Origin of the sequence: Amycolatopsis dendrobii (assembly GCF_014145675.1) — a bacterium.
Lineage (GTDB): Bacteria > Actinomycetota > Actinomycetes > Mycobacteriales > Pseudonocardiaceae > Amycolatopsis > Amycolatopsis dendrobii.
Map to the genome: position 1 here is coordinate 198,320 of NZ_JACGZW010000011.1, position 26,084 is coordinate 224,403.

25 protein-coding genes are annotated in these 26,084 nt (G+C 67.1%); 14 read left to right on the forward strand and 11 right to left on the reverse strand.

Translation table 11 applies throughout. From position 1 onward, the window contains the following. Positions 1 to 339: 339 nt before the first annotated feature. From H4281_RS31435 to H4281_RS45810, 5 genes are all read right to left on the reverse strand, one after another. Positions 340 to 2,430, reverse strand: coding sequence for an AbfB domain-containing protein (locus tag H4281_RS31435; RefSeq protein ID WP_182894513.1), 2,091 nt, complete (start codon positions 2,428 to 2,430; stop codon positions 340 to 342). Positions 2,431 to 2,526: 96 nt separating this feature from the next. Next, positions 2,527 to 3,102 (reverse strand): hypothetical protein, encoded by a 576-nt coding sequence (locus H4281_RS31440; protein ID WP_182894514.1) that lies wholly within the window; start codon positions 3,100 to 3,102, stop codon positions 2,527 to 2,529. Continuing rightward, positions 3,099 to 6,893: a hypothetical protein gene (locus tag H4281_RS31445; RefSeq protein ID WP_182894515.1), complete on the reverse strand. Its 3,795-nt coding sequence runs from the start codon at positions 6,891 to 6,893 to the stop codon at positions 3,099 to 3,101. Before H4281_RS31445 ends, H4281_RS31440 begins: the two co-directional genes overlap by 4 nt. A 102-nt stretch (positions 6,894 to 6,995) precedes the next feature. Next, a complete protein-coding gene (locus H4281_RS31450; RefSeq protein ID WP_182894516.1) occupies positions 6,996 to 8,057 on the reverse strand; it encodes a hypothetical protein in 1,062 nt (353 codons plus the stop codon). 295 nt (positions 8,058 to 8,352) lie between these two features. Further along, a complete protein-coding gene (locus H4281_RS45810; RefSeq protein WP_246412436.1) occupies positions 8,353 to 8,814 on the reverse strand; it encodes a protein-tyrosine phosphatase family protein in 462 nt (153 codons plus the stop codon). A 105-nt stretch (positions 8,815 to 8,919) separates the two neighbouring features. Between H4281_RS45810 and H4281_RS31455 the strand changes: the two genes are divergently transcribed. From H4281_RS31455 to H4281_RS31500, 10 genes are all read left to right on the forward strand, one after another. Next, positions 8,920 to 9,552: a DUF1707 SHOCT-like domain-containing protein gene (locus tag H4281_RS31455; RefSeq protein WP_182894673.1), complete on the forward strand. Its 633-nt coding sequence runs from the start codon at positions 8,920 to 8,922 to the stop codon at positions 9,550 to 9,552. Between the two features lie 136 nt (positions 9,553 to 9,688). Further along, positions 9,689 to 10,663, forward strand: coding sequence for a deoxyribose-phosphate aldolase (gene deoC, locus H4281_RS31460; RefSeq protein ID WP_182894517.1), 975 nt, complete (start codon positions 9,689 to 9,691; stop codon positions 10,661 to 10,663). A 1-nt stretch (position 10,664) separates the two neighbouring features. After that, complete coding sequence (locus tag H4281_RS31465) at positions 10,665 to 12,098, forward strand: aldehyde dehydrogenase family protein (RefSeq protein WP_182894518.1); 1,434 nt, start codon at positions 10,665 to 10,667, stop codon at positions 12,096 to 12,098. After that, positions 12,091 to 12,957: an aldehyde dehydrogenase family protein gene (locus H4281_RS31470; protein ID WP_182894519.1), complete on the forward strand. Its 867-nt coding sequence runs from the start codon at positions 12,091 to 12,093 to the stop codon at positions 12,955 to 12,957. The genes H4281_RS31465 and H4281_RS31470 overlap by 8 nt, the downstream gene beginning before the upstream one ends. Before the next feature lie 363 nt (positions 12,958 to 13,320). Further along, positions 13,321 to 13,752, forward strand: coding sequence for a hypothetical protein (locus tag H4281_RS31475; RefSeq protein WP_182894520.1), 432 nt, complete (start codon positions 13,321 to 13,323; stop codon positions 13,750 to 13,752). Continuing rightward, positions 13,752 to 14,369, forward strand: a complete 618-nt coding sequence (locus H4281_RS31480; RefSeq protein WP_246412465.1) for a DUF3558 domain-containing protein — start codon at positions 13,752 to 13,754, stop codon at positions 14,367 to 14,369. Before H4281_RS31475 ends, H4281_RS31480 begins: the two co-directional genes overlap by 1 nt. Next, positions 14,369 to 15,673 carry a chromosomal replication initiator protein DnaA gene (locus tag H4281_RS31485; RefSeq protein WP_182894522.1) on the forward strand — a complete coding sequence of 435 codons (1,305 nt, stop codon included), beginning with the start codon at positions 14,369 to 14,371 and terminating at the stop codon, positions 15,671 to 15,673. Before H4281_RS31480 ends, H4281_RS31485 begins: the two co-directional genes overlap by 1 nt. A gap of 11 nt (positions 15,674 to 15,684) precedes the next feature. Next, positions 15,685 to 16,437: an ESX secretion-associated protein EspG gene (locus H4281_RS31490; RefSeq protein ID WP_182894523.1), complete on the forward strand. Its 753-nt coding sequence runs from the start codon at positions 15,685 to 15,687 to the stop codon at positions 16,435 to 16,437. Between the two features lie 138 nt (positions 16,438 to 16,575). Then, complete coding sequence (locus H4281_RS31495; protein ID WP_182894524.1) at positions 16,576 to 16,815, forward strand: hypothetical protein; 240 nt, start codon at positions 16,576 to 16,578, stop codon at positions 16,813 to 16,815. Between the two features lie 140 nt (positions 16,816 to 16,955). After that, entirely contained in the window at positions 16,956 to 17,804 is an 849-nt protein-coding gene (locus tag H4281_RS31500; RefSeq protein ID WP_182894525.1) for a helix-turn-helix domain-containing protein, read from the forward strand. 10 nt (positions 17,805 to 17,814) lie between these two features. Here the strand turns inward: H4281_RS31500 and H4281_RS31505 are convergent, their stop codons facing one another. Both H4281_RS31505 and H4281_RS31510 read right to left on the reverse strand, forming a co-directional pair. Continuing rightward, complete coding sequence (locus tag H4281_RS31505; protein ID WP_182894526.1) at positions 17,815 to 18,351, reverse strand: DUF4232 domain-containing protein; 537 nt, start codon at positions 18,349 to 18,351, stop codon at positions 17,815 to 17,817. A 141-nt stretch (positions 18,352 to 18,492) separates the two neighbouring features. Next, on the reverse strand, positions 18,493 to 19,125 hold the full coding sequence (locus H4281_RS31510; RefSeq protein ID WP_182894527.1) for a TetR/AcrR family transcriptional regulator: 633 nt from the start codon (positions 19,123 to 19,125) through the stop codon (positions 18,493 to 18,495). A gap of 205 nt (positions 19,126 to 19,330) precedes the next feature. On the opposite strand from H4281_RS31510, the gene H4281_RS31515 reads away from it, so the two are divergent. Genes H4281_RS31515 through H4281_RS31525 form a run of 3 tightly spaced genes read left to right on the forward strand, consistent with a single transcriptional unit; the run spans position 19,331 to position 22,008 of the window. Further along, positions 19,331 to 20,557: a cytochrome P450 gene (locus H4281_RS31515; protein ID WP_182894528.1), complete on the forward strand. Its 1,227-nt coding sequence runs from the start codon at positions 19,331 to 19,333 to the stop codon at positions 20,555 to 20,557. Positions 20,558 to 20,567: 10 nt separating this feature from the next. Then, positions 20,568 to 21,773, forward strand: a complete 1,206-nt coding sequence (locus H4281_RS31520; protein ID WP_182894529.1) for a cytochrome P450 — start codon at positions 20,568 to 20,570, stop codon at positions 21,771 to 21,773. Positions 21,774 to 21,813: 40 nt separating this feature from the next. After that, complete coding sequence (locus H4281_RS31525; protein ID WP_037356317.1) at positions 21,814 to 22,008, forward strand: ferredoxin; 195 nt, start codon at positions 21,814 to 21,816, stop codon at positions 22,006 to 22,008. A 44-nt stretch (positions 22,009 to 22,052) separates the two neighbouring features. On the opposite strand, the gene H4281_RS31530 is transcribed toward H4281_RS31525, so the two are convergent. After that, positions 22,053 to 22,856, reverse strand: coding sequence for a class I SAM-dependent methyltransferase (locus tag H4281_RS31530; protein WP_182894530.1), 804 nt, complete (start codon positions 22,854 to 22,856; stop codon positions 22,053 to 22,055). A 51-nt stretch (positions 22,857 to 22,907) separates the two neighbouring features. On the opposite strand from H4281_RS31530, the gene H4281_RS31535 reads away from it, so the two are divergent. Beyond that, a complete protein-coding gene (locus H4281_RS31535) occupies positions 22,908 to 23,492 on the forward strand; it encodes a TetR/AcrR family transcriptional regulator (RefSeq protein WP_182894531.1) in 585 nt (194 codons plus the stop codon). A 1-nt stretch (position 23,493) separates the two neighbouring features. Here H4281_RS31535 and H4281_RS31540 read toward each other — a convergent pair whose 3' ends face one another. The 3 genes from H4281_RS31540 to H4281_RS31550 all read right to left on the reverse strand — a co-directional run bounded on the left by H4281_RS31540 (position 23,494) and on the right by H4281_RS31550 (position 26,055). Further along, positions 23,494 to 24,063 carry a DUF3995 domain-containing protein gene (locus tag H4281_RS31540; protein ID WP_182894532.1) on the reverse strand — a complete coding sequence of 190 codons (570 nt, stop codon included), beginning with the start codon at positions 24,061 to 24,063 and terminating at the stop codon, positions 23,494 to 23,496. Between the two features lie 126 nt (positions 24,064 to 24,189). Further along, positions 24,190 to 25,272 (reverse strand): ABC transporter ATP-binding protein, encoded by a 1,083-nt coding sequence (locus H4281_RS31545; RefSeq protein ID WP_220508098.1) that lies wholly within the window; start codon positions 25,270 to 25,272, stop codon positions 24,190 to 24,192. A 12-nt stretch (positions 25,273 to 25,284) separates the two neighbouring features. Next, on the reverse strand, positions 25,285 to 26,055 hold the full coding sequence (locus H4281_RS31550; RefSeq protein WP_182894675.1) for a carbohydrate ABC transporter permease: 771 nt from the start codon (positions 26,053 to 26,055) through the stop codon (positions 25,285 to 25,287). Positions 26,056 to 26,084: the final 29 nt, after the last annotated feature.

Sequence of the window (26,084 nt, forward strand, 5' to 3'; positions counted from 1 at the left end):
ATTACTTCCGGCGGGTCGCCGCGGCATCGCCACACTCGCCACACGAACGGAGCAAGGACAGGCTCGGCGAGATCGGCCGGCAACGACTGCGGCTGACCGAGCGCTCGACCTTCCCGAGGTGAACCGTCAGCAGACCGTCGACCACCATGAACCGAACCTCTCCTCCAGTTCGTCCCGCTGGCCCCCGCCCAAGCGAGTAGCCCTTTGCTGTCTCGCCGACGCGCCCTGCCCTTCCCTCCAGCCGTCTGCCGGCCGCGTCGACGCGGCCGGGGTTTGAACCTGACAGAGAACGAGGTTCGGCGGGCTCGACGAGTGCCCGTAGAGCCCGCCGAACAAGTATCAGGCAGGCGGTCGGCAGGACGCTGACTGCCCAGGCGATCCCGCGCAGACCATGATCTTGCCGGTGGCCGCGATCCAGTCGATCCAACCACCCTGGAAGGTGCTCCGCCTGCCCTCCGGGATCGCGTACTCGTCACTGGTCGGATAGCCCAGGAACGAGCGTTCCCAGCCCATTTCCGCCCATTTTGTCCGAATCGCGCCCCAGACTCCGTACGCACCGGTTGCCTGGGTCCAGTAGATCGATCCACCGTTGACGAAATGGTTGTACCGGCCAATTCCATCCGGCGTGACGCTTTGGTCAGTAACCGGCGGCCCGAAGTTCGCGAACTGGTGGCCGCCGAAACGCTTCAGGTACGCATCCAGGATATTCTCGCGCACCTCATGCACACCGGTGTCCTGTCGCCAGTAGAGGCGGGCGTGCTGGTAGTCGCGCCATCGCACCGACCCATCGGCTTGCTCGGCATCCACCGGCTCGCCTGCCCGAGCCCGGAGTGCGTCGTCGTTCAGCCACCGCTGAGTGATCTCCGAGGACGTATCCGGCGGATTCGGCACTGCGATGCGCCAAGCGGTCTCCGCCGCGAAATTGTCAGGATTCCACATAGGCAGGCAGATCTCCGGCGGGATCTGACCTGGCCTCGACGGTTCAGTGGCTTCACACCTCGGCCCGCTCCGGCCGAGACCGACCGACGAATCCTGCTGCTGGCGAAGATAATAATTGGGGTAAGCCGCTGACTTGAAGGCCAGGGTATCCGCCGAACGCTTCTCGACGCACCAGGTCGCCTTCCTTCGGAAAGCATCGCTGTCGTCGCTTGGCGAAACGGACACCGACGAGGACAACGGGTTGCCGTTCGGGCTCAGCGAACCCCCGTCAGGGACCAGGAAGAAATTCAGGCTCCCGGACATCTCGAAGGAGTGACAGTCAGGATTGGCCAGGCCTGGCCGGATGGTCCACGTCACATTCCCCGCAGATCCCGGCTTGTTCGGACCGAGCCAAACGCCGGAGCCGTTGCCGTTGAGATAACGCCCGCGTTTCCCTTGCTTGCCCGACTCGAAGGACTGAGACAGAGACTGGAACTGCCCGTACAGCAAGAAGTTGCCAACCTCGGCGGGGCCGCCGGCCAGCGCACTGTCCGCGGCTGCGACCAATGCCGGATGGACCAGGCTCTGCGCGGCTTTAGTCCTGATCTCCAGCACTCGACGACGATCCGCTTCGGCGCGCTGCTGCGCATCCCTTCGCAGATCAGCATCCCGTGCACGGTAGATCCCGGCGTTGATGAACTCCTTCCATACAGCCGCGTCCTCGCTGAGCACCGCGGTCAAAGCCGTAGCGTATACGTTGGTGTCCCGTTCGGCCCTCCGGACGATTTCCGAAATGAACTGCTGATCGGGCAGGTTGGCCAATTCGTCAGTAGGCTGGGCTCGAACGACCGTCAGCGCGTTCCGTTTCGCGGCCCGAGACTTTTCTAACGCCTTCTGTTCCTGGTCTTTCTGATCGTCCTGGTCGATCTTGTCCTGCACGTCTTGGTTGTGCGCCTCGACAACACCGACATCAAGGAAGGTCAACTGGTCTGCACTGGCGCCCCGGTAGGCAGTCAACGCGGCCGCCTTGACTCTGGACTGCCCCGACGACACCGCCCAGTTGTATACCTCGAAGACGAAGTTCTTCACGCCCAGCGCGAGCATCTGCGGGGTGGCATTCAGCCCCACCACCTCCGCGGCGTGTTGCTTCAGCGTGAGCGTCCCCCATTCGTTTTCTTGATCCGATCTCAGGGCGTGAAAGAACAACTCTTGGATCCATCGCGTGCATGCGCTTTCCCCGTCCGCCCATGCCAGTCTTGCGGTTTCGGAAACCGCTTTCTTCCCAACAGCCAGTGCTCGTTGCCCCACCTCGGTCACGAAACTGCAGTCGCTCAAGGGAAGCAGTCTGCTGGCATCGCCCAGCATTCCCATCTCGCCGAGCACCTTCAGCTTCTCCGCTGAATCCGCGCCGCCGAGCGCGCGCGCGTTCGCGACGGGCCCCAACACCGCTGGAGCACCTTCAGCGGCCGCAACTGAAGGCGTAACCAGCCCTGCCGTCAGCAGCACGACCACTGCTGGAAGTACGGCTATCGACACCCATCTTCGCGCCCTCCGCCCGCCAGCCGAGTTCTCGTTCGCAGTCATCCGCACCCCTCAGTCTCCCCGATCTCAGATTGGCGGTTCCGGCCACACATCTTTCCACTTTCGATACTCATCCAGCTCGGGTGATTCCGAAAAAAGATGGTCCACGAACTTTATTTGCGACATCAGCCACCTGGTTTCCCATAATTTTCTCTCATCAACCTTATTCAGAAGGTCTCGCCTCGATTTCATTTCCTTCGCTTCTTCCGGAGATATCGAGAGCTCCGACAGATACCCCTTAAGCAGTTGAGCCGGGTTCAGCAACGGGATATCGGACCGCGGCGGCACCCTCCTCAGCAATGCCGAGGACAGATGGAACCGATCATAAACCAATTGTGTTCGATCCAAGTCGCTGAACTCTTTCGCCGCCCAGAGAAGGTTGTCCGCCAGCTTGGCATAACGAGGCCATTCAGCTTCGGTCAGTTCGCGGCAGGTCTCGACGAACTTCTCCTTGAACCACCTGACAGCGAGGTACCAGTCGTAGTAATAGGCATCCTGGTCGGCGGGCTCAGCTTGAGGACGCTCCGTTATCCGAGCGGCTTCCAGCCTTGCGGCTAGGTCACGAAAGCCGAGCCCGTGCAGTTCCTGCCGAGGGGGAATCATCGGAAAAACACCCCGAACTCGGCGAACGCGTCTTTCCCGATGCGCAGGTAAGCCCGCCCCAAGGAGCCGCTACGCGGCGGGATGTAGTGCCCGCTCTGCAGGTTGATCTCCACGCCGACGTAGCCGGTACGGGATGACCCCGTCACCCGCGCCTCTCCGGCCGACGCGACGTCGTGCCCGCGGCTGATCACCGTGTGTTTGATTTCCTCGCCATTTTTGCTCTTCGGCACCACGCTGAGAGTCCCGTCCTGCATCACTGCCCATTTCATCACTTCCCCCGTCTCGACCAGTGCATCGAACTCAGCGGTACCCACTCGGATCGGAGTAACGCCCAGCCGCTCGGCTACCGCGAGTTCCTTGACCAGTTCGTCGTAGGTTCCCAGGTTCGGGAGCGGATCACATAACCAACTCGGTACCGCGTGCGGTCCGGAGGCGGTAGCGCTTCCCCCAGCGCTGGCCATCGCCGGAACGCGAGGACGAACCGGGCATATCTTGTTGACCCGCTGGATAATGGACTCGACCTTCGCCGCGATCTTCTGGATGCGCTCGGATTTGGCGAGGTACTTCCCGATATTGGTGACTGCGGAGACGATCGCTTTTCCGATGGGGACCAGCTTGGTGAAGATCGTCGCCAAGGACAGCACGTTGACGACGGTCCACAGGCACGATGCGATGTTCCCGTCGCCGAAACACCGGATGGCATCGTTCACACCGATGACTTCGAGCAATACGTCGGCACCCACCTCGGCGAGGTAAGCCAGCACATCGCCGCCGCCGGAACATTCCTGCCGGATTTTCCGGTGGTCCACTAGCGCGGCACTGCCTTCGTCGAAGCTGGCCAGGTCGTCTGCCTGCTCTGTGGTCAACTCGGCGAGACAGTCACCGACCTGCTGAGCCTGCCGTCGACGAAGTTCTTCCTCGTCTCGTCGGCGCTGCTCCTCGGCTCGGTCCGCCGACTGCTGCGCCTCGGTGGCGTGGCTGACGGCGTTACGAGCCATCTCGGCGGCGCGTTCGGCGTCTTTACGCGCATTTTCAGCGGCTTGCCGGGCAGCGGAGGCATCGGCTTCGGCCCGGTCCGCAGCCCGTCTTGCCGCGTCCGCGTCGGCTTCGGCCCGGCCAGCCGCCTGGTCCGCAGCCGCGGCCTCTCTCGCGGCGTCGTCGGCCGCGCGGCCAGCGATAGTAGCGTCGGCCCAAGCGGCGTTGGCCGCATCCCTGGCCAGTCTGGCATCGTCCTGTGCCTGCCGGTCCGCGTCATTGGCGCTCGCCGCTGCTGCCCGCGCCAGTACCCCTTGAGCCGCGGCATCGGCGGCGGCTCGTTGCGCTTCAGCGGCAGAATGGGCTGCCGCCGCGGCGGACCGGGCGGAGGCAGCCGCCGCATCATAGGCAGGCTTGACCTCGGCCGAGGCCCGGTCCGCAGCCTCCTGCGCCAGCCGGACGGCCTCTTTCGCCTCGGTCGCGCGGGATTCGGCCTGCCTTGCCTGCTCTTCGCCGACGAGCCCGGCCTGCCGGGCCACCTCGGCCGCGAAGTCGGCGCCAAGGTCCTCACCGGTGAACGGAGCCACGATAGTGATCGCCGTGTTCGCGGGCTGAGCTATCCCGTTCGAAGACGCCCTCGCCGCCGCTGCAGCACGGATCGAGACCTCAGCCTGTGTTGCCGCGGACACCGCCTCCTGCGCGGCCGCGTCCGCCTCGGCCTTGGTTCGGCCGGCTGCGAACAACGCCTGCTGCGCTTCCACCGCCGCCTGCTGAGACAACTGCACCGCTGCGTTGGCGTGCTCCGCGGCCTGCACCTCGTTCGAGGTAGCCTCGGCCGCCTTTTGGTCGGTGCGCATCGCCAGTGCATGGGCGTTCGCAGCGTGCACTTCAGCCTTGCTAGCAGCGGCATCAGCTCGGGCATACGCAGCCCAGGCCTCATTGGCAGCAGCACGCGCTCTGGCAGCAGCCCGACTCGCCTCAGTAGCGTGAGTGCGTGCCTGCACGGCCGCGTATGTGGCGGTATTGGCTTCGTTACGGGCCTGGGTGGCCGCGTTCGTCGCGGTTACCGCTTCCTGACGGGCTTGTTCGGCCGCGGCCTTGGCCTGCGGCTCGTACGGCTTGCCCCGTGCCGCTGCCGCGCCCGCGTCCAACGCCTGCTGCTTGGCCTCGGCGGCTTGCCGTGCCTGCTCCGCGACGAAACTCCGATCACGGGCCGCGGCGGCCTTGCGTTCCTCCGTCTCCGCCGAATCAGCCGCCTTCTTGGCGTCACCCTCCTGACCTTCCGCGCGCAGGCGAGCATCGTGGGCTACGTCGGCCTGCCGCTCGGCGTTGCCGCGGGCAGTCTTCGCCACGGCGGCCTGCTTCTCCGCTTCAGCTCTTTGCTGAGCGGCGGTGCCTCGTTCCTGCTCGGCGCGTTTCCTCGCCTCGGCGGCCTTGCCCGCCTCCTGCTGCGCAATGTTTCGTTGTTCCCGTGCTTTGGCGGCCTCGGCCCATGCCTGCCGAGCTGTCTGTTCTGCCGAGATCCTGGCGTCACGTGCTCGCGTCGCGGCGTCCTTCGCTGCGTTCGCTTCCGACTGCGCAGACTCGGCGACTCGCGCGGCGGCCGCCGCGTGCTGTTCGGCTTGTTGGCGCCACTTCGCGGCCTGCTCCGCGCTCCGTTGCGCTTTCTCCTGCGCGTCCCGTGCGGCATCCGTCGAGGCCGTAGCTTCGATTGTGTGCTGGGCCGTCTCTGCCGCACCGCCGGCGGCCTGCGCGGCCAGGTGCATCCCTTGCGCCATCCGTGCCCATTGCGCGCCATAGGGTAAGTCGATCCCGACGAGGATGTCCGCCTGCGCCTGTGCAGTGACCGCGGCCTGCTCCGCGTCCGTCGCGGCCTGCCGGGTGTTATCGACCTGGCGTGCGACTTCACGTTTGACCTCGTTGAACGCCTCTGGCGGATGCGCCCCGCCCGCTTCATGGGCAGCCAGGATCTGCGCAGCTGTGCGCGACTCATTCGCGGCCAGGGTCATCGCGTTCGCCGCCCGCCGCAGCGCGTTAACGCCGTTGCCATGCGCGATCAGCAGATTCCGGCGGGCATCCCAGGCTTGTTTCGCTCGCTTCGCCAACGCGGAAAGCTTCTCAGCCGCCTCGCGCTGCTGCCGCTGCTGTTCCAGCAATGCTTCCCGAGCTTGCACGTCGCGGTCGACGGCGGCTTCGTAACCGCCCGTTGCGAAGAATGCCGCGATCGCGGCGTCCCCCGCATCCAGCGCGGCCTGCGCGGCCTTGCGCAGTTCGAGACCGCCGGTCGCCACCAGCAACCTCACCCGGTCACGCAACTGCTTCGCCCGAGCTTCGGCGTTCAGCTGAGTCTGCTCGTCTCGCTTCCGGGCGATTTCTGCTCCGAACGCGAGGAAGTCGGCGCGATCCCCGTCGGTTCCGGCGAGAACGCGCACTACCTCGGCGTTGAAGATCGCACCGCCTGTTCCAGCCATGGCCTCGATCTGCTCGCGGTGCTGCCGGGCGACCCCCGCTTTGCGGGTGCTCGCGCGGGCCTTGGCTTGGTCGATGCCCGTCGCCATAAACGCTTCGAGCGCTTCGGTGCTGAATGCGTCAAGCGCGGCTTGTGCGGCCTCACGCACCTCATGGTCTTCATCTAGTTCGGCGTAGTCGGCGACCACGTCCCTCAGGAACGGATCGACCGGAACACCTATCGACTGCCAGCCCTGCCACACCGAGGCTGGAGCCGCCCGCGCCGGCCCCGATGCCGGGGCTCGCTCCGCCGCGGCCGGAACGGACCGAACCAGCCCAGCCAGCAACAACACCGCGAGAAATGCCACGACCGATCTTCGTAACCGAGACATGACGAGTACTCCCGTCGAAGAATTCGAGAAAACCGGATAGTTCGAAGAAGGAGAGCCAGCGTGCCTGCAAGCGAGCAGCTATTTCGTCATTCGCTGCTCGCCAGCCTGCGCCAGCTCCCACAGCGCAGTCCAGTTCGCGACCTGGCTATCGGCGGCTTGCCGCTCCGTCGCCCACCGTTGCTCGTTGTCGTGTGCCGGAGCGAGGATCGCTGCCCAGTTCGGCCCTGCCGCGCCCTCCGCAGCCGCAGCGACCCTCCGCCAGGTCTCCGCCTGGGTGCGGGCAGCGTCCTCAGCACCTTGCCACTCGGTACGTGCGGGAGTCGCTTGATCGGCCGCTGTCCGCCACGCGCGCGCCGCGTTTTGCCTGGCTTGCTCGCGGAACTCCTCAGCAGCCTTGTTCGCCGCCTGTTCAGCTTCCTGCGCGTCGACGAACAGCCGCCGGATGCTGGCCCGCCACCTCGCCTCGTTATCGGCCGCGCGGAGCAGGAAGCCCTCCAGATCGATCCTCGCCGCGCTGGCCCAGCCGTAGGCGAAAAACTCCACCAGCGCGCCGTTGCCTGCTCCCTCTCGGATCGCCCACTGTGCCCGCAGCCGGACCTGCTTGCCAGGGTCGTTCTTGGCGAGCACCTCGATGAACTTGCGGTCAGCTTCGCGCAGCGCCTCTTCCTGCTTGCCTGATTCTTCTCGCGCGGCCTTGTCCCGAGCTAACGCCGCGGCATATCCGGAATCAACGAACTGCTGCCGGTCCGACTGCGAGCCAGCTATCACCCGCACCGCCGCCGCATTGACCTCAGGGGAGAACTCGGGCGACGTGGTGTCTCGAATCCGCTTCGCGAAATCCATATTCTGCGCGTCATTCTGCTTCGCGAGCTCCATCGCCTCGTAATAGCCGTGCGCGCGGAACTCAGCGATGGACTGATCCTGCGGTTTGCCGAGCAACGCGACCCAAGCGTAAGTGCGCACCATCTCGTACGGGTGGGTCTGGGCGATCTTCAAGACCAAATCCGCGGGATCCAGCAACTTCAGATCGTCTGCCAGACCCGCCGAACGGGGGGACGCCACCGGCCGCTCGACCCCCACCGCCGTACCCGCCGACAAAACACTTGTCAATAGCACCACCGCGCACACCATGATGCGCACGCGTCTTCGACGCATAGAAACCTTCCCCCTCCGGCATTAGGCCGAAATACCCCAATACGGCACGCTACGACATGATCAGGTCGCGCACCAGACGAAAGCGGAGCAATCCGGCTAGGACAATCGTCCTACTGTCCGACAGCGACCTGAGCAGCGAATGCGCTGTCACTCGCGATTCCAGCTGGTCTCGAAGAAGCCACGAAAAGACTGGTCCGCTCTCGAGCACAGATCCGTGAAGCGCTATCAGGGGCAAAGCGAGCATCAACTTGGTTTAATCGGATTCGGATGAGCCGAATATCTACGTTTCTCGCAAGCCCCTACCCTGTTCAGCAAACCACCGAACCCACCGCCGCTGCCAAGGCGTCTCCACCGCCCGCGCGTGATGGTTCTCCCGAACCCAAGACACGGCTTCCTCCGCCCCCATCCCGCCCAACGTCACCAAACAAGCCAGCACAGTCCCAGTCCGCCCCACTCCGCCAAGGCAAGCCACCTCCACCGCCTCCCCGGCAACAGCCCGAGCATGCAACCCCAGAATCTCCCGCCGAGCCCCCTCCCGGTCCCGCGGCAGGAGGAAGTCCGGCCACCGAATCCACCGGTGCTCCCAGGTCAGCGAGGCGTCGTACTTGGCCCGCATCCGCGGCGACCCCAGGTACAGCCCGAATTCCGGCTCCGGCCCGTCCGGCTTCGGCTTCCCCAGCCCGCGCGCCCGCAACCTAGCCCCGTCCGGAAGCACGAGAGTCCCCATCAACGCAGCATCCATCACGCCATGATCCCCCTATCCACCGTTCGATGGACCCGAGCCGGACCTGACAGGGCTAGGCTGCCCCAGGTGAGTGAAGACCCAGCCACGCCGGGCCCGGACCAGATGCGCGTGTCGGACGCCGATCGGGAGCAGGTCGCGCAGGTGCTGCACCAGGCCCTGTCCGAAGGCCGCATCACGATCAACGAGCTGGAAGAGCGGCTCTCCAGCGTCTACTCCGCGAAAACGTTCGCCGACCTCAAACCGGTGACCGCCGATCTGCCGGGCAGCGCCGCGGTCGCCACCACCGCGTCGGCGTCGCTGCAGCCCGCCCCTTCGCGCGCGCTCGGGCTGCCGGACAACCGCGTCGGCGGGCATCCCGGTTCCGCCGTGTCGATCGGCGTGATGTCCGGGGCCGTGCGCAAGGGCAGCTGGGTCCTGCCGCAGCAGCACACGACTTTCGCGTTCTGGGGCGGTGCCGAAATCGACCTGCGCAGCGCTCGGTTCGCCGAGAAATCGTGCACGATCACCGCGGTCGCGATCATGGGCGGGATCGAGATCACCGTCCCCGACGACATCAACGTGAACGTCACCGGCATCGGCTTCATGGGCGCGTTCATGCTGGAGGACAAGTCCGGCGCGCCGCCGGCGCCGCCGACCGCCCCGACGGTGACGATCAACGGCCTCGGCTTCTGGGGCGGCGTCGTCGTGTACCGCAAGCCGGCCAAGGATCTGAACGCACCGCAGATCGAGTCCTGAACCCGGCTGCACACGACACCGACAAGAACTGCCGCCCGCGCCGCGGCGCTGTGGACAACCGCGAGGCTGTGACCAGCTGTCCACAGATTCCGGTGAGCGCTCCGGCGCCTGCTGTCGCGCACCTACACTCAGCGGTATGACAGCTACCACCAGCCCGGCAGCGGCGCCGGAAACCCCGTCGCCGCTGACGGACGTCACTCGCGACGAAGCGAGCCTGCGGCGGTTCCTGCACGGGCTGCCCGGTGTCGACCAGGTCGGCGTCGAGCAGCGCGCGGCAGGGCTCGCGACCCGGAGCATCAAGAAGGAAGCCAAGCGGTGGGCGATTGACACCGCGGTGTCGATGGTCGACCTGACCACGCTCGAAGGAGCCGACACGCGCGGCAAAGTCCGCGGTCTCGCCGCCAAGGCGATGCGGCCGGACCCCGAGCGACAGGACTGCCCGCGCGTCGCGGCCGTGTGCGTGTACCCGGACCTGGTGGAGACGGCCGTCGAAGCGCTCGCGGGCAGCGGGGTGCGGGTGGCGAGCGTCGCCACCGGTTTCCCGGCGGGCCGCACGAGCCGCGCGGTGAAGCTGGCTGACACCCGGCTCGCGGTCGAGGCGGGCGCGGACGAGGTCGACATGGTGATCGACCGCGGTGCGTTCCTCGAGGGCCGCTACCTGGAGGTGTTCGACGAGATCCGCGCCGTGAAAGCGGCCTGCGGCTCGGCGCACCTCAAGGTGATCCTCGAAACGGGCGAGCTGGCGACGTACGACAACGTCCGCCGCGCGTCCTGGCTCGCGCTGCTGGCGGGCGGGGACTTCATCAAGACGTCCACCGGCAAGGTGTCGCCCGCCGCGACGCTGCCGGTCACGCACGTGATGCTGCAGGCAGTGCACGACTGGCACGAGCGCACCGGCGAGCTGCGCGGCGTCAAGCCCGCGGGCGGGATCCGGACGACGAAGGACGCGATCAAGTACCTCGTCGCCGTGCACGAGGTAGCGGGCGAGCAGTGGCTCACGCCGGAGCTGTTCCGGTTCGGCGCGTCGAGCCTGCTCAACGACCTGCTGCTGCAGCGGCGCACCCAGGTGGACGGCCACTACAGCGGCCCCGACTACGTGACGGTGGACTGACATGGGCATCTTCGAATACGCGCCCGCGCCGGAATCGCGCGCACTGGCCAATCTGAAGGAGCAGTACAAGCCGTTCGTCAACGGCGAGTTCGTCGACGGTTCCGGCGAGCCGCTCAAGACGGTCAACCCGGCTACCGAGGAGATCCTCGCCGAGGTCGGCACCGCGTCGGCTTCCGATGTGGACACCGCGGTGAAGGCCGCGCGCAAGGCGTACACGTCGGTCTGGTCGAAAATGCCGGGCAGCGAGCGGGCGAAGTACCTGTTCCGCATCGCGCGGCTGATCCAGGAACGCTCGCGCGAACTGGCGGTGCTGGAAACGCTGGACAACGGGAAGCCGATCAAGGAGTCGCGCGATTCCGACGTGCCCACCGCGGCCGCGCATTTCTTCTACCACGCGGGCTGGGCGGACAAGCTCGGCTACGCGGGCTACGGCCCGGACCCGAAGCCGCTCGGCGTCGCGGGCCAGGTGATCCCGTGGAACTTCCCGCTGCTGATGCTGGCGTGGAAGATCGCGCCGGCGCTGGCCACCGGCAACACCGTCGTGCTGAAGCCCGCCGAGACCACTCCGCTGACCGCGCTGGTGTTCGCCGAGATCTGCCAGCAGGCCGAGCTGCCGCCGGGCGTGGTGAACATCCTGCCGGGAGCCGGCGACATCGGAGCGTCCATTGTGGAGCATCCGGACATCGACAAGATCGCGTTCACCGGCTCCACCGAGGTCGGCAAGCTGATCCAGCGGACCGTCGCGGGCACCCGCAAGAAGCTGACCCTGGAACTCGGCGGCAAGGCCGCGAACGTCGTGTTCGACGACGCTCCCCTGGACCAGGCGGTGGAGGGGATCGTCAACGGGATCTTCTTCAACCAAGGCCACGTCTGCTGCGCGGGCTCGCGGCTGCTGGTACAGGAATCGGTGGCCGAGGAGGTGCTGGAGAAGCTCCGGTACCGGGTGTCGACGCTGCGCCTGGGCGACCCGCTGGACAAGAACACTGACCTCGGCGCGATCAACTCCGCCGAGCAGCTGGCGAAAATCCGCGGCCTGGTCGAATCCGGCGACGCGGAAGGCGCGCAGCGCTGGACCAGCCCGTGCCCGGTGCCGGACCGCGGGTTCTTCTTCGCGCCGACGGTTTTCTCCGAAGTCCACCAGTCGATGCGGATCGCCCGCGAGGAGATCTTCGGCCCGGTGCTGTCGGTCCTCACCTTCCGCACGCCGGAAGAGGCCGTGGCGAAGGCGAACAACACGCCGTACGGCTTGTCCGCGGGCATCTGGACCGAAAAGGGTTCGCGCATTCTGTGGATGGCGAACCAGCTCCGGGCAGGCGTTGTGTGGGCCAATACGTTCAACCGTTTCGACCCGGCCGCTCCCTTCGGCGGCTACCAGGAGTCCGGTTTCGGCCGCGAAGGCGGGCGCACCGGTTTGGAGGCCTACCTCAATGTCTGACCGGATTTCCGTCGCCAAAACCTACAAGCTCTATCTCGGCGGCAAATTCCCGCGCTCGGAATCGGGCCGGGTCTACCCCGTTACCGACGCCAAAGGCGCTTTCCTGGCCAACGCGGCCCACGCGTCACGCAAAGACCTGCGCGACGCGGTGTCCGCCGCGCGCAAGGCGTTCCCCGGTTGGTCGTCGGCAACTGCTTACAACCGAGGCCAGGTGCTCTACCGCGTCGCCGAGGTGATGGAGGGCCGCCGCGCCCAGTTCGCCGCCGAGGTAGCCGCCTGCGAGGGCATCCCCGCGAAGAAGGCTGAGTCCCTTGTGGACGCCGCCATCGACCGCTGGGTGTGGTACGCGGGCTGGACCGACAAGATCGCCTCGGTCCTCGGCGCCGCCAACCCCGTCGCCGGCCCGTACTTCTCCTTCACCACACCCGAGCCCACCGGCGTCGTCGGCGTCCTTGCCCCGCAAGAGTCTTCCCTGCTGGGCCTGGTGACAGTCCTGGCCCCCGTCCTGGCCACCGGCTCGACGGCGGTCCTGGTCTCCAGCGCGGACCGCCCCCTGCCCGCCATCACCCTGTCCGAGGTACTGGCCACCTCCGACGTTCCCGGCGGCGTCGCCAACATCCTGACCGGCCACGCCGCGGAACTGGGCCCCTGGCTGGCCTCGCACGGAGACGTCAACGCCCTCGACCCGACCGGCGCCACCCCCGAAGACCGCGTCACCCTGGCCCAGGAAGCCGCCGGGACAGTGAAACGAGTCCTGTCCGTCCCCGACTCCGAACCGGACTGGACGGCAGAACCAGACCTGTCCCGCCTCCGGCGGTACCTGGAGGCGAAAACCGTCTGGCACCCCATGGGTGTCTGACATTCGAGTGCACCCAGACCGCCGTTCCGGTTAACCCGGAACGGCGGTTTTGTCTGCGGCCATTCGAAAAATTGCGCGCCGGGCAGGATTGGACTTGGGTTGGGCGGCCAACCAAGAAGGAGTAGAGTGAGCCGCCCTGCACCCAGGAAGCCGTACCGCCGCTTTTCCGGACAAAGATTTCCGCAGCTGCATTCCCTCGTCGCAGTCACATTCGACCAATTGCGCGAATCCCTTGCCGATTTCCTGCGAATGCACTCGACCCCCACGACTTGTCGTGCTCGGTCGACTACGGTGAATAGCGCCGCGAGGCACCGAACCGACCGTTGCGCGAAATGTCCGCCGTGTCTTGGGGAGGGCGAGGACATGGACCAGCCTGCCGCTGACGCAGGTAAGAACTGGTTGCCGGACTTCGCCTTCACCATCGCCGACACCCGAGCCGCACCGCCCGGCCCCGGCTTCACCATGAGCCGCGACGACGCCCGGAGCATGCTCAACCTGGCCAAACAGGCCCGCGAACAGTTCAACGAGATGCGGCAGATAGCGAACAGCCTGACCCGGCTCGCTCCCCCTGCCGACGAGTTCGCGAGCAACTCTTACAACTCGAATCTGGTCGGAGACGGGCAATCAACCGGCGCGTTCGGAGCCGGTCTCGCGAACGTCGAGCGGATGCACCGTTACGCCGACGAGCTGGTGCGAAAGCTGGAGAAGGCACTCGGAATCACCGAAAGTTCCGACGAAGCCGCGGCCAAGGACGTCAAAACCGCGGGCACGCGGCCTGAAGGGCTTGCCGGATGATGCGCCGCCTCCCGCCCGCGCTTCTGGTCGCAGCTGTGATCGTCGCCCTCGGCACCGCCTGTGGCGGCCGCCCAGCACCCGCTCCCCCCGCTTCACCGGCGCCCGCGACCTCAGCAGCCAATGCACTGCCGCACAGCGGTGCGCCCAAAGTCGAGCATCCGCTGCCCGCGAGCGCCCTTTCCGGAAATCCGTGCGAGACCGCGTTGACCGCGGATCAGGTGGAACGCATCATCTCGGTCGCGCCGGCAGGCAAGCTCAGGAATATCGCCGGGCTCGGACCGAGTTGCTGGTGGAGCAACATCGATTCCGGCTCCGCGGTCAGCACGGGTTACGTCACCGAGGATCGCCAGGGGCTCAGCGCCGTCTACCACAACAGCAAACCGAAGTCGAAACTCTGGCGGCCGCTTCCTCCCGTCCAAGGTTTTCCCGCGGTCGCGTTCAGGGCCGATCTCGGAGACGACCTGTGCCAGGTCAGCGTCGGCACCGCGGACGACCTGTCCGTCGACGTGACGATCACCCTCGGCGAGAGCAAGAAAGGCAACACCGACTCCTGCACCGTGGCGGGGCAGGCGGCCGACATGGTCATCGCCAATCTTCGGCGGCGGGCGGGTTCGTGATGGGTTTCCTGGAGATGATCGAGGACGTCGGCCATGGGGTCGGCGAGCGCGTCGACGATCTCGGCAAGTTCTATTCCGCGGCGCTCTGCGGCAGCACCGGCGCCGAAGCCGTGCCCGCGCCTGAGCTGGCACAGAAGGTGCTCGGCGGGCCGGGAACGTCCGGGTGGCACGACGGGGCCAGCCAGGCCGCGCAGCTCAGCAGCCAGCATCACGACGCCAGCGATCTCGTCTCCCGCATGAGCACCGGGCTCGAATCGGCCTGGACCGGGCGGGCCGCGGATGCCGCGCGGACTCGGATCCGCGCCCTGGCGGAGATCGCGTCCGTGTCCGCGGCGATTTACACCACCAACAGCGCCAATTTGTCCGACGTCGCGCACGGGTTCGACGCGATGAAAACCTCCCTGCAGCCGATGCCGGACAAGCCGCCGCAGTTGACCTTCCTCGATCGGATTTCTCCGTGGGACACCGACGCGGAGAAGGAGATCAACCATTACAACGCGATGGCCCAGCAGAACGTCGATCGCTATCAGGCTTACGTCCAGCACGCCCGTACGGGGAGCCGGCAACTGCAAACCGACTACGGGCGGCTCGACGATTTCGGCGGGCGGAGCAACACCGCCGGATCGCGGATGAAGGCGCGGCGAAGACCTGACGAGGCACCGCATTTCCCGGAACCGCGAAACTCAGGGCATCCGCCGACCGCTGCGCCGCCGGTGAGCGGGGCTGCTGTACCGCAAGGCCCCAGCGCGAAACCCGGACCGGGCAGGGCACCGGGACCCGACGAGCGCACGACGGTCTCCGGATGGTCGCCGGATCCGGCGACGGCCACGGGTTCGCCCAGCGGTGCGCCCTACACCGGCGGATCCGGGAGTGGCAGCAGCACGGGGACGCCGGGGATTCCCGCGCAAGGAACCGTGGGCCACGACGGTGGACGGGGCGCAGGCAAGCGGGCTGAAAGGGAAAACAAGCTCCCGGGCGAACCCCGCAGCCGAACGAGCGCCCCGTCGCCAAGACCGGGCACGGGCACAGGAAAAGGCGCTGGTGCGGGCACCGGCGCGGGAAAAGGCACCGGCGAAGAACCACGCCCAACAACCACCCCAACCCGCGGCACACCCGGTTCCCGAGGCGCCCCAGGCGTGAGCGGCCCAACCCCGAACCGCCGCAAAGACGAAGACCCCCAAGACCACCACCGCAAATACGGCCTGGAATCCGACTCGGCCTTCTCCCTCACCGACGACGACGGCGACCGCGCCGTAGATCCGCGCACCGGTCTGCCTCCGACGCCACCGACCATCGGCGGCTAAGGGGACGCGCGATGCCGATCCTCGAGAGACCGGTCCGGATGCCCCGGTTGGCGTTTCTCGCCGTGTGGGGGCACGAGAAACTCGGCGACCCGCCCGTCGTGGTCGAGCACGCGCCGATGTTCATGACCGACGAGTTCGCGGACAAGCTCCGGGTCCAGTCGTACGGGTTGCTGGCCCGGTTCGGGCTCGCGGCGAGCGGTGCGCCCAGTCCGCGGTTGCGCGACACTCTCGAACTTCTCGCCGAGGCCCGGCGCGAGGTGTACTCCTGGAGCGATTTCGGCGCCCGGCGCGGGGACAACGGGGCGATTCTCGTCGCGGCGGCCGGGCGGGAGGCGGTGCGGCTCGTGACGGACAACCGGTCCGTGCAACTCGAACCTGTTTCCCCGCGCGACATCGGCGGCAGCCTGGTCGATCTGTTGCCTGGCTGCGATCCGGCGAAGCTGCGGCCGCTCAAGGTGCCCAAGGACTACTACGACAGTGCCTCCGCCGATCCGCTCGCCGAATCGTCGGCCAGCGCGGACGAATTGCGGCATCTGATGCGAGCCCGGCGCGACGCGGTGCACCTGATGCACGTCGCCGTCCGCGGGCAGGACGGCAGCCGGACGCACAGCACCCCGCTGTCCGCGATCGACCTCACCGGACGCGGGCGCGTGCTCAGTTTCGTCAGCCCGGACGGCGCGGGCGGGCTGCAGATCAACGTCTACTCCGGCACCCGCGCCCACCTCGTCGACGCGCTCACGCTGACGCTCGCCGAACTTGCCTGAACGAAGATCACCGGCCCTCAACATTTCGCGCCACACCTCTATCCTTTCGCGAAATTCTCTGCCAACATGAGCCATTGGGGAAATTTCGACTACCCCGTGTCCGGTACAGGCGCCGTCAGCACGTCAGGAGGACTCCGCATGACCCCGCATCCCGCTCAGCCCGAAGCAGCACTCGCCCTCGAGTTCCTCGGCACCACCAGCGCGGGCGGCAACTGCCCCAACGCTTATCGCACCAACCGCGGCACGTACGTCGTCCAGGGATACCGGGTCACCGACGAGCAGGCGCTGCGGCAACTGCGCGAACGCGGCATGCCGGACACCGAGACGGCCGTCGAAATCCCCGTTGGCCTGCTCAAGTTCTTCCCGCAGGAAGCCTGAGCGCGACGACCGGCGCAGGCGAGGCAAGGGCAGCCCGGCGATTCAGACGCACTAGTCGCCCAGGATTTCTCGAAACTCGACCCCAGGTGTGGGAAGATGCCATCGGGTTCGAGGAATTCCGCATGCGATAGCGAGGGCGAGTGCCTACCAGTTTCGAGAAACGCCGGGCAGAGCTTGGCGATCGCCTGCGCCGGCTCCGGGTCGACGCGGGCTACGAGACCGGAAAGGATTTCGCCAAGGCCATCGGCTGGAACGCGCCCAAGGTCAGCAAAATCGAAAACGGCAGGCAGACCGTCGGCGACGACGACCTCGACGCTTGGGTCGCCGCCGTCGGCGGGCCGCCGGAACTGGCCGCGCAGTTGCGGGAGCAACTGGTCGAGGTCCGCGACGCACACGCCAGCTGGAAAGACAAAGTCCGCGAAGGACACCGGGCCAGACAAGAGGAATCCATTGCCCGGGAGGCCAGAGCTCTACGAATTCGTGCAGTAGACCTCCGAATTGTCTCCGGATTACTGCAAACCCCGGAGTACGCGCGGCATACCCTGCTCGCCCACGCCCGGATCCACGGCGGCGGACAGGACATCACCGAGGCGGTCCGGGCGCGGATGCAGCGCCAGCAGATCCTCTACGAACCCGGCCGGACCATCGAACTGCTCACCTCCGAGGCCGCGCTGCGCTATCCGAACGCGCCGCGGGAGGTGATGATCGGGCAGGTGCACAAGCTGCTCGCACTGCTCGGCACCCCCAACATCCGCTTCGGCATCATCCCCGCGGACGTCGTCGTGCCCTACCCGGTCACCTCGGACTTCTGGGTCGTCGACGACGTCGCGATGGTCGAAACCCCCGAGGGCGAGCACATCGCGAGCGACGTCGACCCGTACCACGAGGTCGCGGATCTACTGTGGACAGTCGCGGCCGAGGGCGACGCCGCCAGGGCGGTGCTGCTGCGGGTGCTCGATTCGCTCACCCGCGCAGCCCCGCCCGGCTGACCGGAATCCCTTACGCGGCAGGCGCTTGGCCCGCCGTCACCGCGCCGACGTCGATGGTGTGGCTGTCGGCCCCGGCGTCCACCGCGCCGAAGGTCCAGTCAACCGTCACGTTCGGGTCGATCGGGTCCCCGTGCGGGTTGGAGTCGGCCGGAGCGGTCATGGTCATCGCGTTCGGCGTCTGCTGCTCGTCGTCGGATCCGATCGCGGTCCAGTGCAGCGGCACGTACGCCGACGAACCGTTCGCGATCAGCACCGGCGGCGCGTCGGCCGGAGCTTCGTTGTTGACCAGGACGTTGTGCGCGCCGACCAGGTTGACGTCAGCCCGGCCGGACAGCACGCACCGTTCGCCCTCGTTCGCGGTGAACTGCAGCGCGGCGTTGCGCTGGCCAGCGCCTGCCCCGCCGTAGACGAGCTTGGTGCTGAACTGGTTCGCCGTGCACGGAAGCGCCGACGAGTCCGCGGTCGTGGCGCCGGCCGTCCCGGCGAAGACCGCGGCCGCGCCTCCGGCGACCGCGACAGCAACGGCAATGCGGCGGATGTTCTTCATGTTTCGTCCCCTCTCGCGTTTTCCGGCGGCTCCGCACCGGCTTTCACGAGATAAGACGTCCGCACCCGGAAGGCGATGGCCCGTTGTGAGATCACCCCCGCCGGAGCAACCCCAAGCGGCCCGTCGCGTCTGAAGAAACGGTCAGAGCAAGTCTTCCTTGTGGATCGGCCGCCCCGGCAGCGTGGTGGCCGGACCGGCACGCAGACCGTCGATCATGATCGCGATATTGCGGGCCGTCGCGATCTCCGGCGATTTCAACCGGTGCGCGGGCAACTGGCGGATCAGCCGGGCGAACAGCACCGCGACGTCTCCCGCGCCCACGTCCTTGCGCAGCGTCCCCTCGGCTTGCGCCCGGTCGACCAGCCCTTCGACCTCAAGCAGCACCGCTTCGCGCAGGTGCGCCACGTCGGGATCGTCCTTGAGAATGTCGTGCGCCCGCTGCGACAGCATCGACAACTGCATCGACAACTGCAGTTCCGCGCCGTGGTAGAGCAGCTGCACCAACGCTTCCCATGCCGTCGGCGCTTCCACCGACAGCCGCCGCGCGTTGTCCAGCACGCCCGCGAAATTGTCCACCGCCACCGCGCGGATGAGCGCGTCGCGGTCCGGGAATCGCCGGTAGAGGGTGCCTACGCCGACGCCTGCCGCGCGCGCGATCTCCTCCATCGGGACCTCGGGACCATGGCTGGCGAAGATGACGCGAGCCGCGGCGATGATCTGGTCGCGGTTGCGTTGCGCGTCCGCCCGCAGCGGCGTCTCGGGGTCTGCACTCATACCCGGCCTTCCCTCTTCCCGGTTGGCGCGCATTCTCGCACGCCGGGCCAGCTGCGCAAACGTGCCGGCGACCGGGGGCGGACAGCAATTGTCACCCCGTTGCTAGTGGACGACGATCCTCCACTTCGGTACCTTGGGCAGTGAACCGGAATGTAATCCTCCACATTCATTCCGTAACGGGGCAAACCCACCACAGGGGGTTCTGATGACCGAAGTCGCCCAGCCCAGCCGCACCCAGCCTGAGCAGGCCGCATTCCCGATGAAGCGCACCTGCCCGTTCGCGCCGCCGCCGGAGTACGACCGGTTCCGCGACGCTCGCGCGCACTATGTCGAGCTCGAGCACACCGGCCAGCGCGCCTGGGTGCTCAACCGGCACGAGGACCTGCGGGCGATGCTGAACGACCCGCGGTTCAGCTCGAACCGCTTCAATCCCGGCTTCCCGGTCCTGTTCAAGGACGGCCAGCAGCGCCGGCCGAGGCTGCGCCCGTCGCTGATCGCGATGGACGCGCCGGAACACGGTCCGGCCCGGCGCAGCGTCGTCGGCGAGTTCACCGTCAAGCGGATGAAAGCGCTGCAGCCGCGCATCCAGGAGATCGTGGACCAGCACATCGACGCGATGCTGGCCGGCGACCAGCCCGCCGACCTGGTGTCCGCGCTTTCGCTTCCGGTGCCTTCGCTGGTGATCTGCGAGCAGCTCGGCGTCCCGTACGCCGACCACGACTTCTTCCAGACGCACAGCTCACGGCTTCTCAACCGCGAAACGGGCTTCGAAGAGCGCAGCAAGTCAGTCGAAGCGATGCAGAACTACCTGTCCGATCTGGTTTCCGCGAAGGAAACCGCGCCGGCGGACGATCTCCTCAGCCGCCAGATCGCGAAGAAACGCGAGGAGGGCGACTACGACCACGACGATCTCGTGTCGCTGGCCTTCCTGCTGCTCATCGCCGGGCACGAGACCACCGCGAACATGATTTCGCTCGGCACCGTCGCGTTGCTGGAGAACCCGGACGCGCTCGCCGCCATCAAGGAGGATCCGGGCAAAACCCTCGACGCCGTCGAGGAATTGCTGCGCTACTTCACCATCGCCGAATTCGCCACCACCCGCGTCGCCCTCGAAGACGTGGACATCGCGGGCGTCACCATCAAGGCCGGAGAGGGCGTCCTCGGCCTGAGCTACGCGGCCAACTTCGACCCCGAGGTCTTCCCCGAGCCCGAGCGGCTCGACATCACCCGCGGCGGCCGCCACCACGTCGCGTTCGGCTTCGGCGCGCACCAATGCCTCGGCCAGAACCTCGCCCGGATGGAACTGCAGATCGTGTTCGACACGTTGTTCCGCCGCATTCCGACGCTGCGTCTCGCCGCGCCGGTCGACCAGTTGCCGTTCAAACACGACTCCGGCGTCTTCGGGCTGTACTGCCTCCCGGTGACCTGGTGAAGGGGAAACGATGACTGCCACTGAAGAACTCCGCATGCCGGTCGCCCGCACCTGCCCGTTCTCGCAGCCGGAGCAGTACGTCCGGATGCGCGAGCAGAGCGCGCTCACCCGCGTGGGGATACCCGGCGGCAAAGAGGCCTGGGTGGCCTCGCGGCACGAGGAAGCGCGGCAGATCCTCGGCGACCGCCGGTTCTCGTCCGACCGGTTCCTGCCCAATTTCCCGTTCCTGGCCGAGGGCGGGGCCGCGATCCTCACCAACACCAAGCAGAAAGCCATGATCGGGATGGACGCGCCCGAGCACGGCCAGGCCCGCCGGGAGGTGCTCGGCGAGTTCACCGTGAAGCGCGTCGAGGCGATGCGGCCGCGGATCCAGGAGATCGTCGACGGTCTCATCGACGAGTTGCTCGCCGGGCCGAAACCGGCTGACCTGGTGGAAAAGCTCTCGCTGCCGGTGCCGTCGCTGGTGATCTGCGAATTGCTCGGGGTCCCGTACGCCGATCACGACTACTTCCAAGAGCGCACCATGGCGCTCATCCGGCGCAGCACCAGCATCGAGGATCGCAAGAAGGCCTCCGAGGAACTGCGCGCGTACCTCAGCGACCTCGTCGCGGCGAAGGAGAAGGACCCGACCGACGACCTGCTCGGCAGGCAGATCGTCAAGCGTCGCGAGGAAGGCACTTACGACCACGACGCGATGATCGGGCTGTCGTTCCTGCTGCTGGTCGCCGGGCACGAGACCACCGCGAACATGATCTCGCTCGGCACCATCGGGCTGCTGGAGAACCCGGGGCAGCGCGCGACGATCGAGGCCGATCCGGGCAAGACGCTGCTCGCGGTCGAGGAACTGCTGCGCTACTTCACGATCGTCGAAGGCGCGACCGCGCGGGTCGCGACCGAGGACGTGGAGATCGGCGGCGTCACGATCAAGGCGGGCGAGGGCGTGCTCGTACTGGGCTACGCCGCGAACTGGGACCCGGAGGTGTTCGAGAGCCCGGAAAAGCTCGACCTCGAACGCGGCGCGCGCCACCACGTCGCGTTCGGGTTCGGACCGCACCAGTGCCTCGGCCAGAACCTGGCGCGGATGGAGCTGCAAATCGTGTTCGACACGCTGTTCCGCCGGGTCCCGACGCTCACGTGCACGCTCCCGGCCGACCAGCTGCCGGTGAAGAAGGACGCCACGATCTTCGGCCTGTACCAGTTGCCGGTGACCTGGTAGAGATCAGAGTGCTCCCACCACAAGCCAGGAAGAGGCCATCATGAAGATCATCGCGGACACCGGCAAGTGCGTCGGCGCGGGCCAGTGCGTGCTCACCGAGCCCGCGCTGTTCGACCAGAGCGAGGACGACGGCACGGTCATCGTCCTCAACGACACTCCGGACGGCGAACTGGTCGAGAAGGCGCGCGAGGCCGTGAACATCTGCCCGAGCCAAGCGCTTTCGCTCGAGGAGTGACGCACCTCGTGAGTGCTTATGCCGGTTCTAACCGGGGTAAGCACTCACGAGGCAACGCGGACGGCGGTCACCGCGGCGGTCGAGTAGTTCGTCGTCAGCCGTCCGCCGCGGGCGTCGATCGCCGCGCCGACCTCGGCCAGAATCTGGTCGCGCTGCTCCGGCGTCGCCACGGTGACGCCGCCCTGCGTGGCGAGCAGGTCCAGCCATTCGTCGCGGCTGTAGTCCTGCGTCCACGCGTAATGCCAGTTCTCCGCCGTGCCGAACGCGCCGGTCCCGGCCAATCCGTCCGCGGCTTTGTCGAGCATCGGCTGATAGGCGTCGGGGCTGGGGCTTTTCAGGTAGTTGCCGCTGAACGGCGAATCCGGCATCGCCCTGCGCAACGCGTCCGCCAGCGCCAGCGAAATTTCTTCCGGCGGCATGAAGACGTGCCAGAACGCGACGAACCGGCCGCCCGGGCGGAGCACCTGCGCGGCCTTCGCGGCTCCCGCGGCCGGATCGACCCAGTGCCACGCCTGCCCGGACACGAGGGCGTCGAACGTCCGCCCGGCTGGGTCCCAATCCTCGAATTTCGCGACCTCGACCGGGAAAACGCGCCGGGCGAACTCCGCCATCCGCGCGTCCGGCTCGACGCCGAGCACCACGGCGCCGCGGGCGTGGAATTGCCGCCCTTCGATGCCGGTTCCACAGCCGACGTTGAGCAGTTCGCTTCCCGGACTGGCCGCGAGGACAGCGGTCACCAGTTCTTCCGGGTAACGCGGGCGGGCCCGGTCGTAGCGCTCGGGATCGACGCCGAACGACTCCGCCATGGTCCGGTGCTGATGCGGTTCGGGACGAGGTAAAGTGGGCATGCGCCCACCATAGTGGGCAAGCGCCCACCATGGCCAGGAAGGACCGTCGAGTTGCCCACCGGGATCCATCTCCGCGACGTTCGCGCTCAGCTTTTCGACGCCGCGGAACGGGTTTTGCTGCGCGCGGGACCCAGCGGACTCACCAGCCGCGCCGTCACCACCGAGGCGGATTGCGCGAAGGGCGTGCTGCACCGGCATTTCGAGGATTTCGACGCTTTCCTCGCCGCATTGGTGCTCGACCGGATCCATCGTCTCGAAGCCCGCGCGGACGACCTGCACGCCGGGACCGGCGACCTGGTCGAAACCGTGGCCGAGGTGCTCACCGAGGTCTTCTCGTCGGTCGCGGTGTCGATCGTCGCCCTGATCACCTTCCGCGACGAACTGCGGCACCGGCTCCGTGCCGCGCGGCCAGGTCCGGGGATCCCGTTGGCGACCGACGCGGCGCACGTGCTGGCGAATTACCTTGCCGCAGAACAAGAACTCGGCCGGATCGCCCCGGGTGCGGATGTGCAGACACTGGCCCCGACGCTCATCGGAGCCGGTCACCTGCTCTTCGCGGATCGCACCGGGGAACCACCCAGCGAGGAAGCCGTTCGCCAGATGGCGAGCACTGTCCTCGCCGGTTCCCTCCGCTGACTCACCCGATTCCCGTCGCGACCGCGGCCACCGACAACGCCAACGCACCGAGCGCGCCGACCACTCCGTACCGAGTCAGCGTGCGTCGGTCGTCGCGGTCCAGGACATACCGCGCGGCAGCCACCGCGAACGCGATACCGCCGACGATGAACCATGGGCCCCAGAGATAGAGATACCAGCCGACCAGCTCGCTCAGCGCTGGATCGACGGTCACGGCTCCGGTCTTCACCATCACGCCCTGCACGACGAACAGCCCGCCGTGCCAGGTAAGCAGGATCGCGGCGCCACCGCCGCAGAACACCATCGTCTGGCTGAGCCACCGGCCGCGCGGCCGCGTCAGACTGACGCCGACCACTGCGCCGAAAACCTTCAGCAGCCCGGTGATCACCAGGACGGCCACAAACCACGGCACCCGGTCCTGGGCGAGCTTCACCAGCGACGGCGACACAGTCGACTGCGCGCCGAACGTACTGCCGGTCGCCCAGACGAAGCTGGGGATCGCGAACAAGAGACCCCAGGCCGCGGCCGCGTAACCCGGCCATCTGCGCAACTCGGCTTGCTTCAACGACATGCGTCCAGCGTCGTCTGGCGCGCGGCAGAAGGGATCAGGCGCAAGGGGGAGGCGCATCCCTCGCGAGAGGTAGGGGGTCGTGAGTGTTCATCCCGGTTCTAACCGGCATGAACACTCACGACACACTCAGCCCAGCCGCAGCGTCGTCTTCGGATCGAACGCGTGCGTCTCGCCCTCGCCGCGCAACGCCACCCGGACGTTGTCGCCGATCCGCGGCGGCGTCCGTCCGTCGACCCGGACCACGAACCGGTCGTCGCCGACCTTGCCGTGCAGGTACGCGTCCGCGCCCAGTTCCTCGACGAGCTCCACCACCAGCTCGAAGCCGTCGTCGGCCTCGCCGACCAGGCGCAGCGACTCCGGCCGGATGCCGAAGACGATCTCCGACAGCCCAGCCGCCGCGGTCCGCACCTCGGTGGGCAGCGGCACGACCAGGTCGCCCAGCTGCACGCCGCCGTCGGACAGCGGCAGCGTCGCCAGGTTCATCGCAGGCGACCCGATGAAACCGGCCACGAACGAGTTCTCCGGCTTCTCGTACAGCGACCGCGGCGAAGCGCATTGCTGCAGCACGCCGTCCTTCAGCACGGCCACCCGGTCGCCCATCGTCATGGCCTCGACCTGGTCGTGGGTCACGTAGATGGTCGTCGTGCCGAGCCGTTGCTGGAGTTTCGCGATGTTGGCGCGGGTTTCCACCCGCAATTTCGCATCCAAATTGGACAGTGGCTCGTCCATCAGGAACACGCTCGGCTCGCGCACGATCGCCCGGCCCATCGCGACCCGCTGCCGCTGCCCGCCGGACAACGCCTTCGGCTTGCGGTCGAGAAACCGCGACAGGTCCAGCATCTTGGCGGCCTCGTCGACCCGCTTCTTGATGTCGGCCGCCGGGAAACCGCGCAGTTTCAACGCGAAACCCATGTTGTCGGCAACCGTCATGTGCGGGTAGAGCGCGTAGGACTGGAACACCATCGCGATGTCCCGGTCCTTCGGCGGCAGATCGGTGACGTCCCGGTCGCCGATCCGGATCGCACCTTCGTTGACGTCCTCCAGCCCGGCGAGCATCCGCAGCGCGGTGGACTTGCCCGATCCGGACGGGCCGACGAGCACGAGAAATTCGCCGTCCGGCACTTCGAGGCTCAACTGGTCGACCGCGCGGACGCCCGGGTTGCCGGGGTAGATACGCGACGCCTGGTCGTAAATCACTTCAGCGGACATCTGCGTTCTCCCTTACTTCACAGCGCCCATGGACAGCCCGCGCACCAGGTGGTTCTGCGCGATCCAGCCGACGATCATCACCGGCAACGAGGCCAGCAGCGCGGCGGCGGACAGCTGAGCCCAGTACAGGCCCTCGCTGGTGATGAAGCCGACCAGGAAGACCGGCACGGTGCCTGCCCTGGCGGCGGTGAGGTTGACCGCGTAGAAGAACTCCGTCCAGGAGAAGATCACGCAGATCAGCGCGGTCGCCGCGATCCCGGGCGCGACCACCGGCATGATGATCTTGCGCAGCAACGTCGGCAGGTTCGCCCCGTCGATCCGCGCCGCCTCGATCATTTCGCCGGGCACTTCCAGGAAGAACGACCGCATCATCCAGATCGCGAGCGGCAGGTTCATCGCGGTGTACAGGATGATCAGCGCCCACACCGTGTCCAGCAGGTTGGTGTTCTGCGAGATCACGTACAGCGGGATGATCGCGGCCACGATCGGCAGCATCTTGGTCGACAGGAAGAAGCCCAGCGCGTTCTTCGTGCCCTTGACCGGGGCCAGCGACAGCGCGTACGCGGCCGGGATTCCCAGCAGCAGCACGAGCAGCGTCGAAATCACCGTGACGAACGCCGAATTTCCCAGGTACGGCAGGAAACCGCTGGTGAGAACGTTCGAGATCTGGTCGAACGTCGGGGTGAAGAACAGCTTCGGCGGATCGGTGTAGGCGTCGTTCTCCTGTTTGAACGCGGTGAGGATCATCCACAGCAACGGGAAAACGAAGAGGATCGCGATGATCCAGGTCGCGACGGTGAGCGTGCCCGGAC

What these genes read in the sequence shown, in the direction of transcription:
- H4281_RS31470 (WP_182894519.1), top strand. Translation starts at nt 12,091, where the DNA reads ATGTCTGACCGGATTTCCGTCGCCAAAACCTACAAGCTCTATCTCGGC.
- H4281_RS45810 (WP_246412436.1), bottom strand. Translation starts at nt 8,814, where the DNA reads ATGGATGCTGCGTTGATGGGGACTCTCGTGCTTCCGGACGGGGCTAGG.
- H4281_RS31465 (WP_182894518.1), top strand. Translation starts at nt 10,665, where the DNA reads ATGGGCATCTTCGAATACGCGCCCGCGCCGGAATCGCGCGCACTGGCC.
- H4281_RS31540 (WP_182894532.1), bottom strand. Translation starts at nt 24,063, where the DNA reads ATGTCGTTGAAGCAAGCCGAGTTGCGCAGATGGCCGGGTTACGCGGCC.
- H4281_RS31495 (WP_182894524.1), top strand. Translation starts at nt 16,576, where the DNA reads ATGACCCCGCATCCCGCTCAGCCCGAAGCAGCACTCGCCCTCGAGTTC.
- H4281_RS31475 (WP_182894520.1), top strand. Translation starts at nt 13,321, where the DNA reads ATGGACCAGCCTGCCGCTGACGCAGGTAAGAACTGGTTGCCGGACTTC.
- H4281_RS31525 (WP_037356317.1), top strand. Translation starts at nt 21,814, where the DNA reads ATGAAGATCATCGCGGACACCGGCAAGTGCGTCGGCGCGGGCCAGTGC.
- H4281_RS31545 (WP_220508098.1), bottom strand. Translation starts at nt 25,272, where the DNA reads ATGTCCGCTGAAGTGATTTACGACCAGGCGTCGCGTATCTACCCCGGC.
- H4281_RS31485 (WP_182894522.1), top strand. Translation starts at nt 14,369, where the DNA reads ATGGGTTTCCTGGAGATGATCGAGGACGTCGGCCATGGGGTCGGCGAG.
- H4281_RS31440 (WP_182894514.1), bottom strand. Translation starts at nt 3,102, where the DNA reads ATGATTCCCCCTCGGCAGGAACTGCACGGGCTCGGCTTTCGTGACCTA.
- H4281_RS31505 (WP_182894526.1), bottom strand. Translation starts at nt 18,351, where the DNA reads ATGAAGAACATCCGCCGCATTGCCGTTGCTGTCGCGGTCGCCGGAGGC.
- deoC (WP_182894517.1), top strand. Translation starts at nt 9,689, where the DNA reads ATGACAGCTACCACCAGCCCGGCAGCGGCGCCGGAAACCCCGTCGCCG.
- H4281_RS31510 (WP_182894527.1), bottom strand. Translation starts at nt 19,125, where the DNA reads ATGAGTGCAGACCCCGAGACGCCGCTGCGGGCGGACGCGCAACGCAAC.
- H4281_RS31490 (WP_182894523.1), top strand. Translation starts at nt 15,685, where the DNA reads ATGCCGATCCTCGAGAGACCGGTCCGGATGCCCCGGTTGGCGTTTCTC.
- H4281_RS31455 (WP_182894673.1), top strand. Translation starts at nt 8,920, where the DNA reads ATGCGCGTGTCGGACGCCGATCGGGAGCAGGTCGCGCAGGTGCTGCAC.
- H4281_RS31530 (WP_182894530.1), bottom strand. Translation starts at nt 22,856, where the DNA reads ATGCCCACTTTACCTCGTCCCGAACCGCATCAGCACCGGACCATGGCG.
- H4281_RS31480 (WP_246412465.1), top strand. Translation starts at nt 13,752, where the DNA reads ATGCGCCGCCTCCCGCCCGCGCTTCTGGTCGCAGCTGTGATCGTCGCC.
- H4281_RS31515 (WP_182894528.1), top strand. Translation starts at nt 19,331, where the DNA reads ATGACCGAAGTCGCCCAGCCCAGCCGCACCCAGCCTGAGCAGGCCGCA.
- H4281_RS31520 (WP_182894529.1), top strand. Translation starts at nt 20,568, where the DNA reads ATGACTGCCACTGAAGAACTCCGCATGCCGGTCGCCCGCACCTGCCCG.